This is a genomic window from Reinekea blandensis MED297 (genome assembly GCF_000153185.1).
Taxonomy (GTDB): Bacteria; Pseudomonadota; Gammaproteobacteria; order Pseudomonadales; family Natronospirillaceae; genus Reinekea; species Reinekea blandensis.
The window spans coordinates 569517-591149 of sequence record NZ_CH724153.1; the positions used below are offsets into that span (position 1 = coordinate 569517).

The 21633-nt window shown below is 51.2% G+C and carries 20 protein-coding genes; 8 read left to right on the plus strand and 12 right to left on the minus strand.

Going from position 1 to position 21633, the window contains the following annotated elements:
• Positions 1–18 precede the first annotated feature (18 nt).
• Positions 19–453 carry a MarR family winged helix-turn-helix transcriptional regulator gene (locus MED297_RS17370; RefSeq protein WP_040557492.1) on the minus strand — a complete coding sequence of 145 codons (435 nt, stop codon included), beginning with the start codon at positions 451–453 and terminating at the stop codon, positions 19–21.
• Positions 454–599: 146 nt separating this feature from the next.
• Between MED297_RS17370 and MED297_RS17375 the strand changes: the two genes are divergently transcribed.
• Positions 600–2519 (plus strand): FAD-dependent monooxygenase, encoded by a 1920-nt coding sequence (locus tag MED297_RS17375; RefSeq protein ID WP_008047223.1) that lies wholly within the window; start codon positions 600–602, stop codon positions 2517–2519.
• A gap of 9 nt (positions 2520–2528) precedes the next feature.
• Here MED297_RS17375 and MED297_RS17380 read toward each other — a convergent pair whose 3' ends face one another.
• Positions 2529–3725, minus strand: a complete 1197-nt coding sequence (locus tag MED297_RS17380; protein ID WP_008047224.1) for a LysR family transcriptional regulator — start codon at positions 3723–3725, stop codon at positions 2529–2531.
• A 200-nt stretch (positions 3726–3925) separates the two neighbouring features.
• Here MED297_RS17380 and MED297_RS17385 point away from each other — a divergent pair, with 200 nt between their 5' ends.
• Together MED297_RS17385 and MED297_RS17390 are read left to right on the plus strand one after the other, a co-directional pair.
• Positions 3926–4285 carry a protocatechuate 4,5-dioxygenase subunit alpha gene (locus MED297_RS17385; protein ID WP_008047226.1) on the plus strand — a complete coding sequence of 120 codons (360 nt, stop codon included), beginning with the start codon at positions 3926–3928 and terminating at the stop codon, positions 4283–4285.
• Positions 4278–5126 (plus strand): class III extradiol dioxygenase family protein, encoded by an 849-nt coding sequence (locus MED297_RS17390; protein WP_008047227.1) that lies wholly within the window; start codon positions 4278–4280, stop codon positions 5124–5126. The genes MED297_RS17385 and MED297_RS17390 overlap by 8 nt, the downstream gene beginning before the upstream one ends.
• A gap of 45 nt (positions 5127–5171) precedes the next feature.
• Here the strand turns inward: MED297_RS17390 and MED297_RS17395 are convergent, their stop codons facing one another.
• Positions 5172–6077 (minus strand): helix-turn-helix domain-containing protein, encoded by a 906-nt coding sequence (locus tag MED297_RS17395; RefSeq protein WP_008047228.1) that lies wholly within the window; start codon positions 6075–6077, stop codon positions 5172–5174.
• 104 nt (positions 6078–6181) lie between these two features.
• Here MED297_RS17395 and pobA point away from each other — a divergent pair, with 104 nt between their 5' ends.
• Complete coding sequence (pobA, locus tag MED297_RS17400) at positions 6182–7402, plus strand: 4-hydroxybenzoate 3-monooxygenase (RefSeq protein WP_008047229.1); 1221 nt, start codon at positions 6182–6184, stop codon at positions 7400–7402.
• An 81-nt stretch (positions 7403–7483) separates the two neighbouring features.
• Here the strand turns inward: pobA and MED297_RS17405 are convergent, their stop codons facing one another.
• From MED297_RS17405 to MED297_RS17435, 7 genes are all read right to left on the minus strand, one after another.
• Entirely contained in the window at positions 7484–7753 is a 270-nt protein-coding gene (locus tag MED297_RS17405) for a hypothetical protein (protein WP_050762944.1), read from the minus strand.
• A 168-nt stretch (positions 7754–7921) separates the two neighbouring features.
• The gene (locus tag MED297_RS17410; RefSeq protein ID WP_008047231.1) at positions 7922–8410 is read right to left on the minus strand and encodes a universal stress protein; all 489 of its coding nucleotides are present in this window, start codon (positions 8408–8410) and stop codon (positions 7922–7924) included.
• Positions 8411–8434: 24 nt separating this feature from the next.
• Positions 8435–9481, minus strand: coding sequence for a TRAP transporter substrate-binding protein (locus tag MED297_RS17415; protein WP_050762945.1), 1047 nt, complete (start codon positions 9479–9481; stop codon positions 8435–8437).
• Between the two features lie 67 nt (positions 9482–9548).
• A complete protein-coding gene (locus tag MED297_RS17420) occupies positions 9549–10037 on the minus strand; it encodes an SAM-dependent methyltransferase (RefSeq protein WP_008047235.1) in 489 nt (162 codons plus the stop codon).
• Complete coding sequence (locus tag MED297_RS17425) at positions 10016–10732, minus strand: alpha/beta fold hydrolase (protein ID WP_008047257.1); 717 nt, start codon at positions 10730–10732, stop codon at positions 10016–10018. The genes MED297_RS17420 and MED297_RS17425 overlap by 22 nt, the downstream gene beginning before the upstream one ends.
• Before the next feature lie 2 nt (positions 10733–10734).
• Positions 10735–11175 (minus strand): nuclear transport factor 2 family protein, encoded by a 441-nt coding sequence (locus MED297_RS21545; protein ID WP_008047259.1) that lies wholly within the window; start codon positions 11173–11175, stop codon positions 10735–10737.
• A 95-nt stretch (positions 11176–11270) separates the two neighbouring features.
• Positions 11271–12161 (minus strand): LysR family transcriptional regulator, encoded by an 891-nt coding sequence (locus MED297_RS17435; RefSeq protein WP_008047261.1) that lies wholly within the window; start codon positions 12159–12161, stop codon positions 11271–11273.
• A 104-nt stretch (positions 12162–12265) separates the two neighbouring features.
• Here MED297_RS17435 and ligA point away from each other — a divergent pair, with 104 nt between their 5' ends.
• Together ligA and MED297_RS17445 are read left to right on the plus strand one after the other, a co-directional pair.
• The gene (gene ligA / locus MED297_RS17440; protein WP_008047262.1) at positions 12266–12655 is read left to right on the plus strand and encodes a protocatechuate 4,5-dioxygenase subunit alpha; all 390 of its coding nucleotides are present in this window, start codon (positions 12266–12268) and stop codon (positions 12653–12655) included.
• A complete protein-coding gene (locus MED297_RS17445) occupies positions 12648–13490 on the plus strand; it encodes a class III extradiol dioxygenase subunit beta (protein WP_008047263.1) in 843 nt (280 codons plus the stop codon). The genes ligA and MED297_RS17445 overlap by 8 nt, the downstream gene beginning before the upstream one ends.
• A gap of 11 nt (positions 13491–13501) precedes the next feature.
• Here MED297_RS17445 and MED297_RS17450 read toward each other — a convergent pair whose 3' ends face one another.
• Positions 13502–14401: a LysR family transcriptional regulator gene (locus tag MED297_RS17450; protein WP_040557493.1), complete on the minus strand. Its 900-nt coding sequence runs from the start codon at positions 14399–14401 to the stop codon at positions 13502–13504.
• Between the two features lie 164 nt (positions 14402–14565).
• Between MED297_RS17450 and MED297_RS17455 the strand changes: the two genes are divergently transcribed.
• Positions 14566–15231 carry a dienelactone hydrolase family protein gene (locus MED297_RS17455; RefSeq protein WP_008047265.1) on the plus strand — a complete coding sequence of 222 codons (666 nt, stop codon included), beginning with the start codon at positions 14566–14568 and terminating at the stop codon, positions 15229–15231.
• 41 nt (positions 15232–15272) lie between these two features.
• Here the strand turns inward: MED297_RS17455 and MED297_RS21550 are convergent, their stop codons facing one another.
• Positions 15273–16049 carry a substrate-binding periplasmic protein gene (locus MED297_RS21550; protein WP_154650986.1) on the minus strand — a complete coding sequence of 259 codons (777 nt, stop codon included), beginning with the start codon at positions 16047–16049 and terminating at the stop codon, positions 15273–15275.
• A gap of 414 nt (positions 16050–16463) precedes the next feature.
• Here MED297_RS21550 and MED297_RS21555 point away from each other — a divergent pair, with 414 nt between their 5' ends.
• The gene (locus MED297_RS21555; protein WP_008047268.1) at positions 16464–21503 is read left to right on the plus strand and encodes a choice-of-anchor J domain-containing protein; all 5040 of its coding nucleotides are present in this window, start codon (positions 16464–16466) and stop codon (positions 21501–21503) included.
• The last annotated feature ends 130 nt before the right edge of the window (positions 21504–21633 follow it).

Consider the following 21633-nt stretch of genomic DNA (forward strand, 5'->3'; position numbering starts at 1 on the left):
CGCGAAGATACGGACCTGTTAGGCGTCATGGTCCGTATCTTTAACCGCCTTTGTGAGTAGGGCGATCAGGTCGCGTTGTTCAGATTGTGTCAGGTTCTTAAGTATCTCACTTTGCAAATCGGTGACGATCGGTTCGGCTTGTCTGAGTGCTTTCAGGCCAGCGTCACTTAAACTGACGTCGCGGGCCCGTCGATCTCGGACACTGGTTTTTCGGGTGACATAACCGCGTTGTTCGAGTCGATCTATCACCCCACCTATCGTTGCGCGATCGTAAGCGATCAATGCGGCAATTTGCGCCTGTTCCAATACCGGATGAGTGTCCAGTATGGTCAGCGTGGCAAACTGGACCGGTGTGAGTTCCAGGCCAGCCGCCGCGAGCCGATGTTGAAACACCTGACTCGAGATCTGGTGAAGTCGTCGGATCATATGGCCTGGCATGGTGTTTAAGTGCATCGGTGTTTCCTCAATATAGCCATTTCGACTTTAAGCATGCATTTGCCGAACTAATAAGTATACATATTTTATTGTTTGTATAGTAAGTGTAGATATAATATGTATACATACTAAAAATAAACACAACACCGGTAAGAGAGATTCTGATGCAATATTATCTGGACGGTTTTCGCAGTGGCAGCCCCGATCAAAAAAATGCCCAACCCAATCGACGTGAGTATGGCGCTCATGCACCCCTGCCTGAAACGGTTGATGTTCTGATTGCCGGAACCGGCCCGGCGGGCCTTTGTCTGGCGGCACAGATGTCCCAGTTTGATGACATCTCGACCATGATCATTGAACGCAGCCCCGGCAATATCGCCAAAGGTAAGGCCGATGGCATCAACACCCGAACCATGGAAATGTTTCAGGCATTCGGGTTTGCTGAGTCGGTTAAGCGGGAAAGTTATTGGGTGAATCAAACCGCATTCTGGATGCCAGACCCGGAAAACCCTGCGAATATTAAACGCGTCGGCAGAGTGCAGGATGTGGCAGATGATTCCTCCGAAATGCCCCATACGCTAATCAACCAAGCGAGAGTGCATGAGTTGTTTCTGGAGGTTATGAAAAACTCGTCTTCACGACTACAGCCGGATTATGGGTGGATGGTAGTCGACCTTAGCATTGGTGATGAGCACGAGGGGTTTCCGGTTTCAGTGACGCTTCAGGATACCGGCGTGAACTGGGGTGAAATCAAAACGGTTCGGGCCAAATATGTGGTTGGTTGCGATGGCGCACGATCCAATGTTCGTAAAGCCATTGGTGGTGAGTTGTCTGGCGATTCTGCGCATCAAGCCTGGGGGGTGATGGACATTTTGGCAAACACGGACTTCCCGGATATTAGGCAGAAGTGTCTGATTACCTCCGCCCATGAAGGCAATGTGTTGATTTTGCCCCGTGAAGGCGGATATCTGTTCCGCATGTACGTTGAACTCGACAAACTCAAAGACGACGAGCGGGCCGCCGAGCGACAGTTCTCACAACAGGATATGATTCGGGTCGCTAACCAAATCATTCGTCCCTATACCATTGATGTCAAAGAAGTCGTCTGGTGGTCGATTTATGAAATTGGCCATCGCATGACCAATCGATTTGATAACGTTGCTGAGGATGCTGTCGGTGAGCAACACCCAAGGGTCTTTACGGCAGGAGATGCATGTCATACTCACAGCCCAAAAGCCGGGCAGGGTATGAATGTATCGATGCAGGATACGTTCAATCTCGGTTGGAAACTTGCGCATGTTCTGCAGGGGCGAAGTGACCCGGGTCTGTTACGTAGCTATTCCAGCGAGCGTTGGGCAGAAGCAAAACGCCTGGTCGATACCGATCATGAATGGGCAAGAATTATGTCTGCACCGCCGGGAGAGTCGGACCTGGACCGGGATGATGAACCGCGTTTTATGCGCCAGTTTAAAGAGAATCTCGAGTTTACCGGTGGCCTGGCGGTGCATTACGGACCCTCGCGAATCGTCGGTTCGTCTGAATATCAGGCATTGGCGACAGGGCTGGAAGTTGGTCGACGGTTTCACTCGGCACCGGTGGTCCGTTTGTCGGATGTGAAACCGATGCAACTAGGGCATGTTGCGCAGGCGGACGGGCGCTGGCGTTTGTATCTTTTTGCGCCACAAAACGATACGGGTGAAGCACCTTCGGTGCTTGCCGATGTGTGTCAATGGCTGGAGAGTCACCCGGATTCGCCCATTCAGCGTTATACCCGATCTGATGAGGATCTTGATGCACTGATCGACGTGCGCGCTATCTTCCAGCAAACGTTCGAAGCGCTGAACTATGAAACTATGCCGCCGCTGTTGCGGCCGATGAAAGGGCGATTAGGCCTGCAGGATCACGAAAAAATATTCTGCGTGGATCATAAAGGTGAGGGCGATATTTTTCAGATGCGGGGCATCAATCGTGCTCAGGGATGCATGATTGTTGTTCGACCGGATCAATACATTGCTCATGTTTTGCCGATCCGTGCGACCAGTGAGTTAAAAGTGTTTTTTGATGGGGTGTTTGTGAAACCTTAGTTCGGCGGTTTAAAAAGATGACGCGACGGTTTTTAGTTCCTCCAGGAAAGCCTTTTGCGTGGCCGTTGGAATAAAACCTTCGCGTACAGCATAACCAATGGGTCGGCTGGTTTGGGGGAGCCGGTACGGGATGGTGCGCAGCAACTGATTGTCCAGTTCAAAACGGATTTGGTGCGGCGATATGATGGATAAACGGTCACTGCCCAACAGTACTTCCCGTATGAGAATCTGAGACGTCGACTCGACCAGCTTCCCGGCTTGTTCCATCGCGGCATCTTTGAATACTCTGTCGAATGCGGATCGCGTTGGTGTGCCTTGTTTAGGAACAATCCATGGGAAGCGACTCAGTGTTTCAAGCGTCACGTCGGGGGTGGCGAATATCGGATGGTCATAGCGGGCGATCAGCGCCAGCGGTGCATCGAACAGCCTATGCTGGACGATGTCCGCCGTTTTCCCGGGCAAACGTAAAGCGCCAATGAGAAAATCGATATCCCCATAGCGTAAATGGTGTAACAGATCATCGTAACTGCCCTCGATGAGCCGAATACTGACCGTGGGTTTCTTTTCCGTAAACCGGTTGATGACCTCGGGTAACAAAACCGTCCTTGGCAATGGCATACTGCCAATGGTCAACATGCTGGTGTCGATATTTTTCAGGGCGCGAATGTCATGGTACCCCTGTTGAATCTCGTTAAATGCTAACTTACTTGCGCGCGCCAGGGTCTCTGCAGCGGGTGTTGGGGTGACTCCCTGTTTTGATTTAAGAAAGAGAACAACGCCAAGGCATAGCTCCAGTTCCTTACCTGACCGGTGTACTGAAGACTGTGAAATATTTAGCTGACGGCCGGCTTCACTGAAACTGTGATGTCGGGTGATGGCGGTCAGTGAACGCAGTTGAGTCGTCGTGATCTGATGAATCAGTTGTGCGCTGTTGCTCCCTTTAGGTTGCACAGATGAAACGGCGCGTTCTAAATAATTAATGGCTAGATTGACACGGGTCAACCAAATCGTTCCGGCGTCTGTTAGGTACATACCATCGCTTTTTCGCTCGAACAAGGCAGTGTCGAGTTCAGCTTCAAGCTTGGAAATCGCCTGAGTTATCGCTGGTTGCGAGAGGTGGACCTGATCTGAAGCCCGGCTGATGCTGTGACATTGCGCCACGGAGCAAAACGCACGTAAGTGCCTCAGGTTTGGCATCGTTTCCATAGCAAGGTCCTGATCGAAGCTCAGATTTTATCTAGCCTATCTCAAAAACCAATGACGTAACACTAAAATGAAATGGCATAAGGTGTCATCAGGCACGATAATTCTCAGTGAGTGTCAGTTCATACATGACATTGATTAAAGCCATAAAACAACAGAGGCGGCCAGTCGTTGCTTGGTCCGCTCCATAAACGAGGCTGACCATGGACTACAAACCAGACATTCCGGGCAACACCTTTTTTAACGGTGAAATGGCGGCAAAGGGTTATAACCTGAACAAGATGTTTCATTCGCTCAACTCCGCCGCCGGGCGGGAAGCTTTTCGAGCAGACGAGCGGGCTTACTGTGAGCAATATCGGTTAACACCGGAGCAGACTGAAACGGTCCTCAATCGAGACCTGATCAGGATGATTGAGCTTGGCGGCAGTATTTATTACATGGCGAAGTTTGCCGGCGTCCTGGGGCTGAATGTTCAGGATGTCGGTGGATTGCAAACCGGGCGAAGCACGGAAGAGTTTCAGGCCTATCTTGACAGTCAGGGGCGAGGTAAAACACATGGCTAAAATTATTGGTGGAATTACTACATCGCACATTCCGGCCATCAGTAATGCGATGGAACGGGGACTGGAAGACACTCCTTACTGGCGGGATTTTTTTGCAGCGTATCCACCCGTCAGGAAGTGGTTAGAAGAGCAGCAACCCGACATTGCCATCATTTTTTATAACGATCATGGGTTGGAAATGTTTTTGGATAAAAAGCCAACCTTTGCCATCGGTTGCGCTGCGGAATATGAGAATGCGGATGAAGGCTGGGGCATTGCGACGATACCAACGGTAACCGGTGAAACGGAACTTTCCTGGCATATTGTCAATGAGTTGATTGAACACGATTTCGATCCAACGGTCTGCCAAGACATTAAGGTGGATCATGGGTTAACTGTCCCCTTGCGGTTGATGTACCCGGATCAGAACTACAAGCATTTAAAAGTTATCCCTGTCTGCATCAACTGTGAACGTCATCCAATGCCAAAACCCAGCCGAACGTTTGCCTTGGGTGAGGCCATCGGTAAAGCGGTTGAATCCTTTCCTGGCGATGAAAAAGTTGTGGTCTTTGGTACCGGGGGGTTATCGCATCAGTTGGATGGCGAGCGTGCCGGGTTCATCAATGCCGACTTTGATGAAGAGTGCATGGATAAACTTGTCAGTGATCCCAAAGCTTTGACAAAATACTCCAATTACGACCTGGTCAGGTTGGGCGGCTCTCAGGGTGTTGAACTGAACATGTGGTTAGGCATGCGTGGCACCATGACCGGGCATGTCGAAGAGATTCATCGCAACTATGTCGCGCCGATCTCCAATACCGGTGCTGGTCTGCAGCTGTTACGTCATACCCCTAAACGCTAACAGGTATTCGCCGTATGATTTCGGCCAGTCACGGCGGCGGTACGGTTAAACTGAGCTGGTTTGAGCGTGCTGCCGGCGATATCGGCCCGGTGACAGCTCGGTGTTTTTGGTAAAGAAACGAGAAAAGTACGCGGGGTCATCAAAGCCGAGTGAAAACGCGATGTTCTCAACCGAATCCAAGGTGTAAATCAAACGTCTTTTTGCCTCCAGTACCAACCGTTCTTCGATGAGCTTTTTTCCAGATTGATTCAACAGCGATTGACAGATGCGGTTTAAGGTGGAAAGTGAAATGCCTAACTCACCAGCATACCAGTCCAGGCGCAAATGCTCTTTGTAGTGGTCGTCTATCAGTGCAATAAAACGCTGTAACTGGGCAATGTGATGATCCGATCCGGTCTGAAGGCCCGCGATATTGCTGGTCCGGGCGAAGGTGGTAAACAGTGCCCCGAGTAGGCATTTCAGCAATGCGTGAGAGTATTGTTTTTGTTGTCGGAACTCACCGACTAACAACTCACGAAGATGTATGAAGATCGGTACCAGTTCAGACGAAGAGTGAAGCTTCACAACCGCGGGTGTTAACGACCAAGCCGGGTTTACCTCGGTTTGTAAAAGGGTTTGGATGTCGGTCAGAAATGGCGTCGCGACGCTGAGTACATGGCCCGTTGTATCCGGTTCAAAGTGAAATCCGTGCACCACTTCATTTGGAATGTAAATAAGCCCATGGCCGGACAAGCTCCGTTGTTGATTGTCTAAAAGTATGTCGACACTGCCTTGCGTCATGATGATCAACTGAATCATGTTATGGTGGCGATGCGAGCGAATGTGCCAGCCTTGTTGGCTGGAACGCTCGGCAATGGATTCGATATGAACAAATCCCGGTTCTGTGTCACCAAGCCTTTCACCGTACAAGCCGTATATGGGCACTGTGTTTGCGTCTGATATATCCGTCATGTGTCTCTCTCAAGATGACAGAAAAGTACAATTTTTTGATTGTTAAGTGAATAGTCTATAGGTCGTAGCAATCTGATAATGCGGGTCAGCAATCAGGAGAGAAGATGATGAAAACAATAAAAACACAGGTGGCGATTATCGGTGCTGGGCCGTCCGGGTTGTTACTCGGTCAGCTACTGCACAAGCAAGGCATTCAAAACATCATTGTTGAGCGTGTGACCGGTGATTATGTGCTGGGTCGTATTCGTGCCGGCATTTTAGAACAAGGGTTTGCCGATCTGGTACGCGAAGCTGGAGTATCCGAGAACATGGATAAGTTCGGTGATGTGCATGAAGGCTTTGAAATTGCTGTGGGCGATGAACGCATCCGCATTAACATGGCTGGGTTAACCGGAGGAAAAACGGTTGTTTGTTATGGCCAGGTAGATATCACCAAAGACCTGATGGATGCACGAGCAGAGGCAGGCCTGGAAACACTGTACGAAGTAGAGTCAACTGAACTGCATGACGTAGACTCCGAGACACCGTCCGTGACATTTATTCAGAACGGCGAACCGGTAACGATTAAATGCGACTACATTGCCGGATGCGATGGGTTTCATGGTGTTTCAAGGCAAACCATCCCGGAGACATTACGTACCGAACATGAACGAGTATATCCGTTTGGCTGGTTGGGGTTACTCAGCGATACACCTCCGGTCAGCCCTGAACTGATTTATTGCAAAACACCGCGCGGTTTTGCGTTGGCAAGTATGCGTTCTGAAACCCGCTCCCGGTATTACCTGCAGGTGCCATTGACGGATAAAGTTGAAGACTGGAGCGATGACAAGTTCTGGACCGAACTTAAAAAACGGTTACCGGCGGATGCCGCCTCCAAACTGGTGACCGGGCCGAGTATTGAAAAGAGCATTGCGCCATTGCGTTCGTTTGTTTGCGAACCGATGCAGTATGGCAATCTGTTTCTGGTTGGCGATGCCGCTCACATTGTGCCTCCAACCGGTGCCAAAGGGCTAAATCTGGCGGCTTCAGACGTTGCGACCTTATATAAAATACTGACCAAAGTCTATGAGACCGGTGATAAACGTTATCTTCAGCAGTATTCAGAAATCGCATTACGTCGGGTTTGGCATGGTGAGCGGTTTTCCTGGTGGATGAGCAATATGTTGCATGACTATGGCAATGTTCAGGTTGGGGATATGACGAAGGAAACCTTTACGCGGTTTATGGAATCTGAACTCAGTTACTACACCGGCACGGAAGAGGGGCGGAAAGTGATCGCCCAGCAATACGTCGGGTTGCCGTATGAGGAACTGTCCGATTATTAACGGTGGCGTTGTGGTTGGCGCTCGATACTTTGGAACTTCACCCTACGAGCGTCAACCCTATCGAGTTGACAGCAGGACCTTTTAATAATATTGGCGCAGAGACTCGGCAATGGCATAGACATCGGCGTTGTCATGGTCAGGTCGGATGAAATGCTGAAACGCATCGAGCCCCTGATAAAGGAGCAGGTCAATACCTGATAATTCGGCGGCACCGACCGCGGTTTCCGCGGTTAAAAACTCCGTCATCGCCGGAATGTAAACCGCATCAAACACCCAATGGTGCGACTGAATCAAAGTGGTATCGATTGGGCAGCCCGGATGGTTAGCGTGACCAACGGGCGAACAGTTCACAATCCCGTCCGCCGTCTTTGAATGTTCCGCGATGTCCGAATGATCAATCAGGGTCGTCGGCCAGCTGTATGGCCTGTTCTTTGAACAGGGTAGGTGACATAGACACCGGAGTATCCGTTTTTGACTAAAAAAAAGCGCTTCACCAAAAAAGTGAAGCGCTGAATAGGATCAATCCTGACCGGTTAACGGAACAATCAATACCGGTCGGCTGGATTTTTGTAAGACTTTCGTCGAAACCGATCCCAGGATCATTTTTTCCATCAGAGAATGCTTGCGGGCACCCATAACAATCATATCGACGTTTAACTCGTTGGCGGTTTCCAGAATGGCATCAGCAATGTCGCCGCTTTTGACGATGAACGAAATGTCTATTTCATCGGCCCATTCGCTCATTTCTTCGCTGAAGAACTTATGAATCCGTTCGCGGACGGTTTTGTCTAACGAGTCCAGACCACCTTTCTCCATTTCAACCAGTTCTTTCGCCGTAAAATATTTTTGAGCAACCTGCGCTGCGGAGTAGTTCAGTTTGTCCATAATATGGATGTAGACAATTTCAGCTCCATATTGATGTGCAAGGCTGACGGAGTGGCGAAAGGCCGGGCGGGAGCCATGGCCGATATCCGATGCATAAAGAATGCGTTTTAGTTCAGTAGACATAGCTGCTGGCTCCTTTCATTCAAGTTAAAAGTTCACATCAACTGATGTGATGATTCGTGAGTAACGCCCGACATATTTGCGCGCATTGTCCACCAGTTGTTGACCATCAATGCCTTGTTTGCTGACCTCATCGATCCAGCGATTAACAACCTGTTGTCCGATGGTTTCAAAAGGGTCCAAAGCATCCAGGCCCATTGTGTATAGCCGATCTCTCTGTGCTTGCATACCCGGAACTTCCATTTCATCCCAGATGATACCCGCGGCTTTGTAGAGTTCTAAACCGGTATGCTGGTTTAAAACCTGCTGCAGATCTTCGGGCAGCTGGTTAAAGGTTGAAGGATTCATCAACAACAGAAAACTCGACGTCCCAAAACGACTCCCGTCTTTGCCCATTGAGGACGTCAGTCCCATCGTGGTCAGGTTCAAATCAGGTAAAATTTCGAAAGGCAGCAAAGCACCGTCGATGCTTTTGTCGACCAGTGCAGGTCGAATGGCCGGAGCGGGTAACGCCACCGGGGAAGCGCCTAAGGCTTCGATATACCAACTACCGGTGCGTGACGGACTGCGGATACTGAGTCCCTGCAGGTCTGCAGGGGACAAAGCATCAGACCGTTGAGTTTGCAAATGAATGGCGTTGCCGCTGTTAACATGCACCAACAGGGGTTTAACCGTGGTGTAGTCTTGCGCAATCAGTTCAAAGTTAGCGTAGATAGCCCGGTTACTGGCATAGGCGCTGCGAAAGTGGACGGTGGGCAGTTCGAACACTTCCGTTCGCGGAAATTTTCCCGGGGTGTAACCGGCGACGGTCCAGACCATATCAACGGTGCCGTCTTCCACCTGAGAGACTAAGTCACTGGGCGCACCGCCCAGGCTCATGCCGCCATGAATGCTGATCGCAATTCTACCGTCGCTGTCTTCCTCGATTTTTTGTGCCCACGGCTCCAGAAAACCCTGTTGAATTTTGGACGCCTCAGGTAGGAAATGATGCAGTCTCAGATTGAAGTCAGCTGAAAAAACCTCGCCGGATACGGCTATCAGCAACAGTCCGGTTAACCATGCAGTTCGGTACACAATACTCTCCATTATTTTTTGTTTTATTGTTTTCGATTTTTCAAGGTGCTGTCGTTTTTTGTTGATCCTATGTTGGTTTTTTTGATGCCCAGTATTGAGCCATTAGCTCATGGCTCCAGTCGGGTTGGATGACGGGTTGGCTGGGCAGGTTCTCCTGCCATACCGGCTTCAGATCGATCACCGGTGTACCATCAATGGCATCCAGGGCCTGTACATGTAGCTGACGGCCGTCTCGTTTCAGGAGTCGGCAAATGGTATGCCCAAGACGGTTGGGCCGCATTCGCGCGCGCTGTGAGAAAATCCCGACCTTAGGCCATTCAGGGTTATTGCGGGGGTGACGCGATTGCATACTGGTGGGCTCGTCGTCGTGCAAATGGAAATAGAAAATAACTTCAAGGTGGGAGTGCTGCTCGATACCTGCCAACATGCCTTCCGGCAAACGAGCATCGAGTTCGATGACACTCAGGTTATCACCCCAGAAGTCTTTGCTGTCTTCTTTACGACCACCACGCACAACCCCAACCGGGGCGATGGTCAGTTCAGTGAGTTCAGCCATGATAAAAGGACCTCATTAACCTGCTCGGGTTGTTCCATGGTCGTCATGTGTCCCGAGTTTCGGATACTGTATACCGGAGCATCGCTGGCGAGTTTTGCCATTTCGTAATGGCGCGATAGTGGACTCCAGGCATCCTGATCACCGCAGATAAAACAGGTCGGACAGGTCAGTGTCTTCAACACATCGGAGGCATCATATCGATTAAGTAATGCCGATTGCTGCGCTGCAAACTGGGTGTCCGTTTTCCGTTCGATCATGTCCAGAATGTCATTACATAATCGCTCATTTTGCAGATGCTCAGGTAACACCATACCCTGCATCCATTCCTGGCCCATTTCCCTCATGCCCTGTTCTTTGGCTTTTTTAACCAGAGCCAAACGAGACGCAACTTCCTGCTGGCCTTTGTCACCGTCGGCCAATGGCAGATAGCCGGTGTCCATGAGCACCAAAGCCTGAATGCGCTCAGGGGCCTGCCGGGCGATTTCCAGTGCCACGCGGCCGCCCATGGAGTGTCCGATAAGAATGAACTTTTCGGGTGCGCCAGCCAGGGCGTGGGTGGCCATGTGATGCAGACGGTTCAGATCGCCAAAGTCGACCACCTGAGTCGCGATATCAGCTTGGTTCAACGCGGTTTCCTGAGCACTCCAGACGGCGCCGTCACAAATAAGTCCCGGAAGTAAAAGGGCGCTGTTCATACTTAAGCCTCCTGAAGCATAGCGATGGTAAAAAGTGCTCGTCGTTCTGTGATAAGCCAGGTCTCGCCATTACGTTGCCAATGATCGTGGTATTCACCGATCAGACAGCGCTGGACAGGCCATCCAAACGTGGGTTTTCCCCCTTCATTTTGACTTGCGGAGTAGAGGGTGACGTAGGCAATGGAATGCGCAGCGTTGTCTGAAATGTCCGAGACAAAGACGTTTGAAATGGTATGACGATTAAAGCGTTCTGCCGGGTTTTTAGCATAGGCCGCGGCAATTTCTTCACGGCCAATCAATGGGGTCGCAGACGTTGGTCGGTACAACTTTCCCTGTTCGGAGAAATGCTCGGTAAAACGATTAAAATCTCGCTGATCCAGGTTGTACTGTGCCGACACCAGTGCTCGCTCAATGCGCCAGCAATCGAGTTCGTGTTGATTCATAGTTACTCTCCAGTAAGGCTAAAGAGTAACGAAAGCCGAAAACAATAAGTAGCGATGAACGCATCGTTCCAAATGAAGAACGGTTAATTCGCTCGTCAGAGCTCGGCGCAGATTTCTTTTAGAAACTCAATGAAAACACGGGTGCGTGCACTTAACATGCGTTTGCTGGTATAGACGGCAGACGCTTTGGCATTTTCCAGCAACTCAAAGTCTTCCGCGACCTGTACCAGTCGTCCATCAGCCAGCTCCTCTTTGCAGTAGATGCTCGGCAACAGGCCGATACCCAGTTTTTGCTGAATACTGTCTTTGATCATGATCGGATCGGACGTTTCAATCGCCGCGTTTAATGTGATGCTGTCTCTGGAACCTTTGTGGCGAATCGCCAGTGGTGTTTGGTTATAGCGGGCTTCACAAATATGAACGGCGTCGTTGAGTGTTGAAAGATCGTCGACTTGCCCGTACCGTCGCGCGATTTCAGGGTGCGCGACCCAGATCAGGCGGTGACTGATCAGTGGCACGGCAATGTAGTCGGAATCCGGCAGTTCACCCACCTGAACGGCGATGTCAATGTGATCCCCGATGAGATCAACCGGCTTCGGGTTTACGGTTATATAAACGCGAACATGAGGGTAGCGACGATGGAACTCAGCCAGATGTTTTGAGACGATGAGGCGCGAGAACGCCATGGGTAAACTCACTGTGAGCTCGCCATTTGGTGTTGCGTTCAAACCGTTCATCTGAGCATCAGCCGACTCCACCTGTTCCAGAATCAACTGAGCGTGTTTGTAGAAAATTTCACCTTCCTGAGTCAATCTCATTTGTCTCGAATTGCGTTCGAACAGACGAATGTTGAGATCCTGTTCTAAACGGTTGATAAAACGACTGACGCTGGATTTGGGTAAACGAAGCTCTCGGGCGGCGCTGCTGATGCCGCCGTGCTGCACCACGGCAGCAAAAACAGGGAGGTCGGCTATGTTCCACTGCATGAACGAATCGTCCTACTTATTGTTGTTGTTCCAATCATGCCAGTTATTTAGGCTTTTGACGAGCGTGCCGCAGAGCACCCGAATAGCGATAACCGGAGAGAAACATGAACCGCGAGTACGACGATATTCCCGGTACTTATGTCATGGACAGCAAACACTGTCGGGCAGGGTACCACCTCAATATGTTTTGTATGTCTTTGAACAAAGCTGAAAATCGTGAAGCTTTTAAGGCCGACGAAGCCGCCTATCTGGACAAGTTTTCCATGACGCTTGAGCAGAAACAGGCGGTATTGGATCGCGATTGGCTCGGCATGCTGCAACTCGGTGGCAACATTTATTACACCTTTAAAATCGCCGCTTTTGACGGTCGATCAATGCAATACGTTGGCGGCAAAATGTCCGGTGTTTCAGAAGAAGAGTTTCGCCAGATGATGGTGAGCGGAGGGCGCTCCGTCGAGGGTAATCGCAGTAAGAAGGAGCAGGCGAATGGCTAAAATTATGTGTGGAATCGGTTCAAGTCATGTCCCGGCAATTGGCGCAGCGATTGATCATGGCAATACCCAAACTGACTATTGGAAACCTCTGTTTGATGGTTATCAGCCAGCGCGCGACTGGATCAAGGAAAACAAACCCGATGTTGCCATTGTGGTGTATAACGACCATGCGTCAGCGTTCAGTTTACAGCTCATCCCGACCTTTACCTTAGGCGTTGCCCCAGAGTTCCATCCGGCGGATGAAGGTTATGGTCCGCGTAAAGTACCGACGGCGCAAGGGGACCCGGATCTGGCTTGGCACCTGGCTGAGTCATTGATCCTGGATGAGTTCGACATGACCATAGCCAACGAGATGGACATTGATCACGGCTGTACCGTGCCGCTGTCAATCATGTTTGACCAACCCGAAGCCTGGCCCTGTAAAGTCATTCCGCTGTGTGTCAACGTGATTCAGTATCCCGCCCCAACCGGCAAGCGCTGTTTCGACTTGGGCAAAGCTATTCGTAAGGCTGTCGAAAGTTACGATAAAGACATCAAGGTTGCCATTTTCGGGACCGGTGGTATGTCTCATCAGCTTCAGGGTGAGCGTGCCGGACTGGTAAATGCTGAGTTCGATCAGGCATTTCTTAAAGATTTGTCGGAGAACCCGGATCGCTTGGTAAAAATCCCCCACGTGGAATACATGCGTGAAGCCGGCTCCGAGGGCATTGAGCTGGTTATGTGGCTGATTATGCGTGGTGCCATGGCAGACAATGCCGGTGAAACCTATTCCTTTTATCATGTACCCGCGTCCAATACCGGTGCGGGACTCATCGTGATGGAAGATCCAGACTAAGGTCGCGGATTTTAGAGATCGGTTTGGGCTGCTACCCGCGCCAACGTATGGCAAAACGATTCTGCACTGGGCGTCAGCGGAGTTTCCCGTCGACGAATGATGTACAGCGGATAGTGATCAACGTCGTTTTCCAGGTTAAGTTTCGTTAGCCATCCCGAATAGACCGGATGGTTAACGAGCTTTTCAGGAACCAGTGCGATGCTGTCGTACTCTGAAAGAAACGACAATGTCGTTGTCAGTGAATAGCTTTCCATCATTGGTTTAGGGGCATCCAAGCCTAAATCTGAAAAGATTTTCAGCACCAGCGGGCTGAGGTTTTCGCCCGCACCGATGTGAATCCAGTTTGCATCGTGCAGGTCTCGAAACTTGGTGACACCGGCAAACCGGCTACCTTTTCGGGTGACGACGGCCATGGGCATGTTTTCAATTTCTTCGACCATAAACTCGTTTGCTGGCAGTTCTTCCCAGAGTGGGCAAACGGCAAAATCAACATGGGCCCGGCGTAACTGGTCCACGGCCATTGCCTGCAGGCCTTCGTAAATTTCCAACTTGATGTGAGGATGTTGTTGGCGATAGACCTGAATGGTTTTAGGCATCAGGTTGATAGTCGATGTCGGAGCGACAATCATGCGTACGGTGCTTTCTTTTTCGCCTCGCAGCTCCATCATTTCCGCTTCGGCACGGCGAGCCTCATTGAGAATGGCTTGGGCGCGAATCAGAAACGTTTTACCGTAGTTGGTGATTTCAATGCCCTGCGTGCCCCGGATAAGCAACGGGACCCCTAAGGACTCTTCGAGTAACTTCAGTTTTTTTGAAATGCTAGGCTGAGACTGACCCATTTCCTTGGCGGCACCATGAATACTCCCGGTATTGATGGTCACGACAAAGGTCTCCAGAAGGTCCAGTTTCATTGATGCCTCATCCGATGCAAAACTTGTTTTGCCAACAGGATAGCGCATTCTGATGCGGAAGGCTTTAAGCTAACACCGCCAGGGTTGGTTGACCTGAGTGTTAAGTCTGGTTCTACCTGATAATCAATGATACAAAAAAATGCGATGGATAATTGGAGAGAGAAATGAATATCAAGTTGAAGGCGAAAGACGGCCATGCGTTTGACTGCTGGGTTCAGGCCGCTGAAGGAAAGGCCATCGGTGGTTTAGTCATCGTTCAGGAAATTTTTGGCGTGACCGATCAGCTCATCGCGGTTGCAAAACAGTATGCAAAACAAGGACTCAATGTGGCCATACCGGCCTTGTTTGATCGACAACAGCCCGGAACGGTCGTGCCGTTTGATCAGGCTTCTATCGGTCTTCATTTAATGCAGGATGCCAAGGTTGACGAGAACCTGGCAGACATCCGGGCCAGCGTCGAAGAACTGAGTAAAGGTGGACTTGATGTTGCGGTCATGGGGTTCTGCTGGGGCGGTGGTTTGGCCGTTCGGTGTGCACAGGTTTTGGATATTCGTTGTGCCGTGTCGTTTTATGGGACGCGCTTATCGAACTACATGAATCAACCCTTGGCCGTTCCTGTTCAGGGGCATTTTGGTGATCAGGATGATCACGTGCCAGAGGCCTTACTGAATGAGTTCAAAGCCCTTTATCCTCAAGCTGAAATCTTTGTTTACGAAGCGGGGCATGCTTTTGCAAATGAGTCTCGGCCGTCCTATGTGAAGGATGCAGCCGAACTGGCCCATGAACGAACTATTCGGTTTATAAAAAAACATCTGACTGAATCTGTTTAAAGAACAGTCTGGCTCAGGTGAGTTACCGTACTTTTGGAGAATTAATCGATTTCGATGGCTTCAATGACCGGAGCGCTCATTTCGTATTTCTTCAGGAGTGAATCAAACTGCCCGCTGTCACGCAGGGACTGGAAAGCCTTATCAAAAGCATTCATGAAATTAATGGGAACGGTTTCAACTGAAAACCCGAAATATCCATGGTTAACGTAAATGGCCGGGATCAGTTTTTGCACGGGCACAGTGTCGCTGTCTTGTTGTTTTGCATCGTTTACGCTTCGATCGTGCGCAGCAACCAGGTCGACTCGGCCAGAGCTCAGCATTTTCAACGCGGACTCAACGGATTCCACTTCAATAACTGACAATTCTGAGCGGTGATGATCGAACTGCTCGCCATAGCTCCAACCAGCAATGACCGCAATGTCCAACGTAGCCAGGTTGGCATAATTGCGTTGCCAGTTTTGCATGTCGTCTTCCAAGGGTTGATCGGCTCGAGTGTAAAAATACAGGTAATCGGAGTAAATCGGGTATTGGTTGTAGTTCATGTAGGTTGCCCGTTCGTCAGAATAGTAGGGGCCTACAAAAATGTCCGCCTGTCCGTGTTCCATCATGCGCAGGGCGCGTTTAAACGGTACGTGGGTAATCTGGTAGTCAAAGCCCGTGACGGCACTGATTTTTTCAAGCAACTCAACGCCCAGCCCTATGGATTGGCCCTGTGTATTGGTTTCGGTGATGTAAGGGAAATCGGTAACGACGACCTGATAAGGTGGAGTTGCCCAAGCGAAGGACACCATGGCAAACAGTAGAAATAGCGTTCTCAATGAAGGGACCTGACTGTATACACTCAAAACACTACTTTAGAGTACCGAAGCCGGTTGTGCGAGTCGCCTACTGAGATCACGTTGATGAAACTGAATCACATAAGATCTTAACGAGACTGACATTTTTAACCCGTACTCTCATCTGAATCGGTTTTGGTTTTTAAACTGACAGCTTGGTCAGGTATTTTTGAGAATACAGAATCTCCGGTAAAGCTTTCTGTAAAGCGGTTCTCCGAACGATGACCTTAAAGTATCTGACCAAATGTGCAGTTTACCATTGATTTTTTGTGTCAGGGGCGCGTAAATTGGCCCTAGGTCGAGATGGCTAATAATAATCAGACGCATCTGACAATGCGCGCATCCGACATACGCTCACACTCTCATTCAATTCAAAAAAACTCTAAGGATAGTACTGTGAAACTCAGAACGTCTTTGCTCGCGGCATCGATCGCGCTGCCATCGCTGACAATGGCCGCTGCCGACCTGGAACGGGTCGTCTGGACCGAACAGCCAGACACCGAAGCGACGATCGCCTGGCGGCAGGTCAGTGGTGAAAATCCCCGTGTCGAGTTTGGTCAGGGCCAATCCCCCGACAGTTGGCAGACTCAGCCTGTCGAACAGGTTACAACTCTCGCGCATCCGGATGATGGCGGTGTCACGCTGGAAACTCATATAGCTCGCCTGTCTGGTTTGACACCGGACACGGCGGTTAGTTATCGAATCTGTGACAGTGAGGGCTGTGGTGATGCCTCTTGGTTTATGACCGCACCCAACACCCCGAGTGAGTTTAGCTATATAGCCGGTGGTGACTCGCGGACAAACCGTGAACCCCGTCAAATGGGGAATGAGTTGGTCAGTAAACTCCGGCCGTTGTTTATTTTGTTTAATGGCGACTTTACGGACGATGGTAACCACGATCAATGGGTTGAGTGGCTGGAAGACTGGCAGCTGGCCCGCAGCGATGACGGGCGTGTTTATCCGATCATTGCGACACACGGCAATCACGAAAATGACGTCATCGACATGCTCAGTGATGTGTTCGGTATTCCGGAGTCGTCCTATTACGTGGCCAACATTGGCGGCTCAATGATGGACATCTTCTCTCTGAACTCAGAGCTGGAGCCGGGCGTTGGTTACGGCGCTTACTCGGACCAGGATGCCAGTGGTTGGGAAGTCCAGAATGAGCAGTTTGTGGCGGATGCGCAGGCGTCAGACGCTGACTGGAAGATTGCCAACTATCACCGACCAATGCGACCGCATACGTCGGGTAAAACAGAAGGCGAAGGCCGGATAGCGGCCTGGGCTCCGACGTTCACCGACACCGGCTTTAAGCTGATAGTGGAGTCGGACACGCACATGTCGAAGTACACCTTCCCGGTGGTCTACAGCCAGGACGAAGGCAGCTATCAGGACTTCAAACGTGACGATGTCAACGGCACCATGATCATCGGGGAAGGCTCCTGGGGCGCACCGACGCGTCCGACCGATGATGACAAACCCTGGACCATCGACAGTGGCTCGTTTTGGCAGTTCAAGCTGATTCATGCGTCACCGGATGCAATGAATATCCATACCGTTCGCTTTGGCTCTGAACACGAAACGCTGCGTGGTGTTGAAACCGATATCTCTGGCGTGGGCACCCTGACGCAAGCTGATCAGAACACCAATCCATTCGCTGTACCGGCAAATCTGCCGTTGTGGCAACCACTGGCCGGTTCAGCAGTGACTATGACCTTGGACGGCTTCAAGGGCGCAGACATTGATAATCTGCAGCTGGTGGGCTCCAAAGCCGAGTGGGCTTATCTGGATGATAACTCATCCCCTGAAGGTTGGAATACTCTGGAGTTCGACGATTCTGGCTGGGCGCGTGGTAATGCGCAACTCGGTTATGGAGACGGCGACGAAGTGACCGAACTGAGTTTTGGACCCGACGCTGATAACAAGTTTACGACAACCTATTTCCGTAAGAGGTTCACCCTCGACAATCCTGCGGATGTGATCAAGCTGACCCTGCGGTTGCTTCGAGATGATGGTGCGGTGGTCTACATCAATGGTCAGGAAGTGGTGCGTTCCAACATGCCTGAAGGCGATATCACGCCGTCAACCTTTGCCGGCTCGGGCATTGGTGGCAGCGCAGAAAGCACTTTCTATGAGTACGCACTGTTTGCCGATGCGCTGCAGTCGGGTGAGAACGTCATCGCGGTGGAAGTGCATCAATCCGATGCCTCGAGCTCTGACCTGTCGTTCGATATGGACCTGACGGCGGTCGTGTCCGACACGGACGCGCCTTTAGCCGACGCAACCACAGAACTGACCGCGAAGCCGCTGTCGGTCAGTGAAATTCAGCTCAGCTGGAGCGACGATGAAAACTTCAACGAAGTGGGCTATCAACTGGAGCGCAAGATCGGCAATGGCCCCTGGGAAATTCTGACTTGGCGTCTGGATGTCAACGAAACCAGTTATCTCGATAAGAAGCTGATCGAAGGGGCGACCTATCATTATCGTGTGCGTCCGTACAATGCGGCCGGGCTCGGTGCTCTGAGTAACGAGCTGAGTGTGGCAACGCTGTCGAACCCAACACCAAAACTCTATGAAGAAACGTTTGAGTCCGGTGGCTGGGGTGAACTGACCATGATCAGCAAGGCTTCCAATGCCGACTGGGAAGTGGTTGAACGTTCTGAAGCCTTTTACGCTCAAAACAACGGCTATGGCGCCGACAGCGCCAGCGATGATTGGATCATTACGCCGGCGTTCGCACTGGACTTCTATGCCGATGCGCAACTGGCGTTTGAGGCGGCGTATAACTACGACGGCCCGCTGATTAATGTGCTGTACTCGAACGATTATGACCCCGCCGTAAACGATGACCCGGCGTCAGCAGAATGGACGGCGATTCCGGAATGCAGCGCTGTCGATGGCGCACAGCCTTGCTGGAATGAACCTTCAACCGGCAGCTATGTCTTTGAGGTCAGTGAGGTCGATATCAGCTCGATTGAAGGTGATAACGTTCGCTTTGCGTTCCAGTATGTGTCGACCGGCACCGGCGGTGGCGATGGCCGTTACTGGCAGCTCGACAACATTGTCGTTCGTGGTTTGTACGATGCGCCTGCGCTGGTTGGTGATGCCCTGAATGATGGTGTGCCATCTGACTGGTCTGTAGTCAGTGTAGCGTCGGATAAAGATTGGGCACCCGGTACTCGTGCTGAACAGGCCGGTATTTTTGCGAACGGCTTTGGTGGCGACACGGCGAGTGAAGACTGGTTGATCATGCCAACGGTAGAACTCAGCAAGGCCGATAATGCTGCTCTGGAGTTTGATTTTTACCAGAAATATGACGGACCGGCACTGAAAGTGATGGCATCCACGGATTACTCTGGTGATGCGGCCGCGGCGACCTGGACCGATCTTGGTTTGGCAATGCCAACCCTGGATGATACCTGGATGACGATCGGCCCGATTGATCTTGTCGGACTGACCGGTGATGTCACGTTGGCGTTCTTGTACACCACCACCGGTACCGGCGGCGGTGAAGGCGCCTATCATGGTGTTGCGAATGCATTCGTGAAAAAGCATCTGAAAGGGGTGTATCAGGAACGTGTTGTCTGGACGGAAGGTTTTGAAGACGTCAGTACCTTCGGGACGTTCAGCACCTATTCCCGCGCCAGCAACGCCGATTGGGTCGTGGAAGAACGCGCCGATAATCTGGGTGCGGTTGCAAACGGTTTCGGCGCGGACAGCGCCAGCGATGATTGGCTGATTTCTCCGGAATTTTATATTCTTGATTGGCAAAATGCTCAGTTCGCATTTGATGTCTATACCAAGTATGGCGGCCCGGCGCTCGAGCTCTATATCAGCAACGACTACACTGGTGAAGGCGACCCGCTCGACGCCAACTGGACGCAGATTGAGTTCGATCAGTCACAGGAAGTTGATGAAGTTTGGAATGCCTATCAGGTCGATGTGTCCGCCTATACTGGTGGGGCGCATATTGCGTTCCGGTATCTGACTACGGGCACCGGTGGCGGCGAGGGGCGTCGATTGGGCGTAGATAACCCGACACTGATCAGCACCTATGGAGAAGAATCGTTGAAAGCGAACTTTTCAATTGCCAGCACCACGGTCACCACCATTGAGCCGGTGACATTCGAAGCCAATGTTAAAGGCGGTGAAGCCCCTTACGATTATGCGTGGAACTTTGGTGACGGTACGGTGGGTGGCAATGCCAACATGGAACACACCTTTGCTGACGCCGGTACCTACACGGTGACGCTGACAGTGACAGACGCGAACGGCAACACGGTTGAACAGGCGCGTCAAAACTATGTGACGGTACTGCAATCGACCGATGTCGGTGTTCCGTCCTATGCCGGTGATGTTCGTGTCGCTACGTTCAATGCCTATTTGAATCGCAGCAGCGAAGGCCAGATTCTGGCGGATGCTCAAAGCGGTGACGATGCACAGATTCAAAACGTGGCTGAAATCATTCAGCGTGTCCGTCCACATGTGGTCTTGCTGCAGGAATTTGACTATGTGGCCGATGGCTCAGCGGTGAAAGCACTGCAGGAAAACTATCTGGGCAAAGGCTGGAATGGGGCAGAGCGCATTGAGTACCCTTATGTTTATCTGGCTGAAAGCAATACCGGCATCATCACGCCGTTTGACTTCAATAAAGATGGACAGTCTGGCCAGTATGGCGATGACGCTTACGGCTTCGGGATGTTCTACGGTCAATACGGCATGGTCCTGCTGTCGCAGTACCCGATCGACTATGCCAATGCCCGGACGTTCCAGAAGTTCCTCTGGAAAGACATGCCGGATGCCAAGCTGCCAGTAAACCCGGAAACCGGTGAAAGCTGGTACACCGAGGAAGAACTCGATGTGTTCCGTCTGTCGTCGAAGAGCCATTGGGACATTCCGGTGAAAGTCGGCAAACACACGCTGCATGTTCTGGCGAGCCACCCAACACCGCCGGTGTTCGATGGTGACGAAGATCGTAATGGCCTGCGTAATCACGATGAAACGCGTTTCTGGCGGGATTATGTCGACCCGGCACGTTCGTCGTACATTTATGACGACAATGGCAATATCGGTGGCATGAAAGGTGAGCGTCATCACTTTGTGATCATGGGTGACTTGAACGCGTCACCGGTGGAAGGTGATGCCACCGACGACCCCATTGGTTTGTTGATGGCGTCTCCCTATGTGAATGGCGACGTCCAACCGACAAGCCAGGGCGGTGTTGATAATGACCCGGCTAATGAAAACGCCCCTGCGCATACCGCCGATTGGAAAATGCGCGCCGACTATGTGCTCCCGGGAACCTGGGGCAACAAGGTTGAGCAGAGCGGTGTCTACTGGCCGGGCATCGCCGATGTGAACCATCGACTCGTTGGCCCAGGGGTAAAAAGCTCGGATCACCGACTGGTTTGGATGGATCTGACGTTTACTCAGTAAACCTGACGCTATGTCATCAGAAAGCCGCACTTGCGGCTCTTTTTTTGTGCGTAAGAAATGGTCGTCGGGTTTGGGTTTTCGTGGTTCGTGATATGATCCTGGCCTGGCGCGGGATTATTGCGAAGACTGG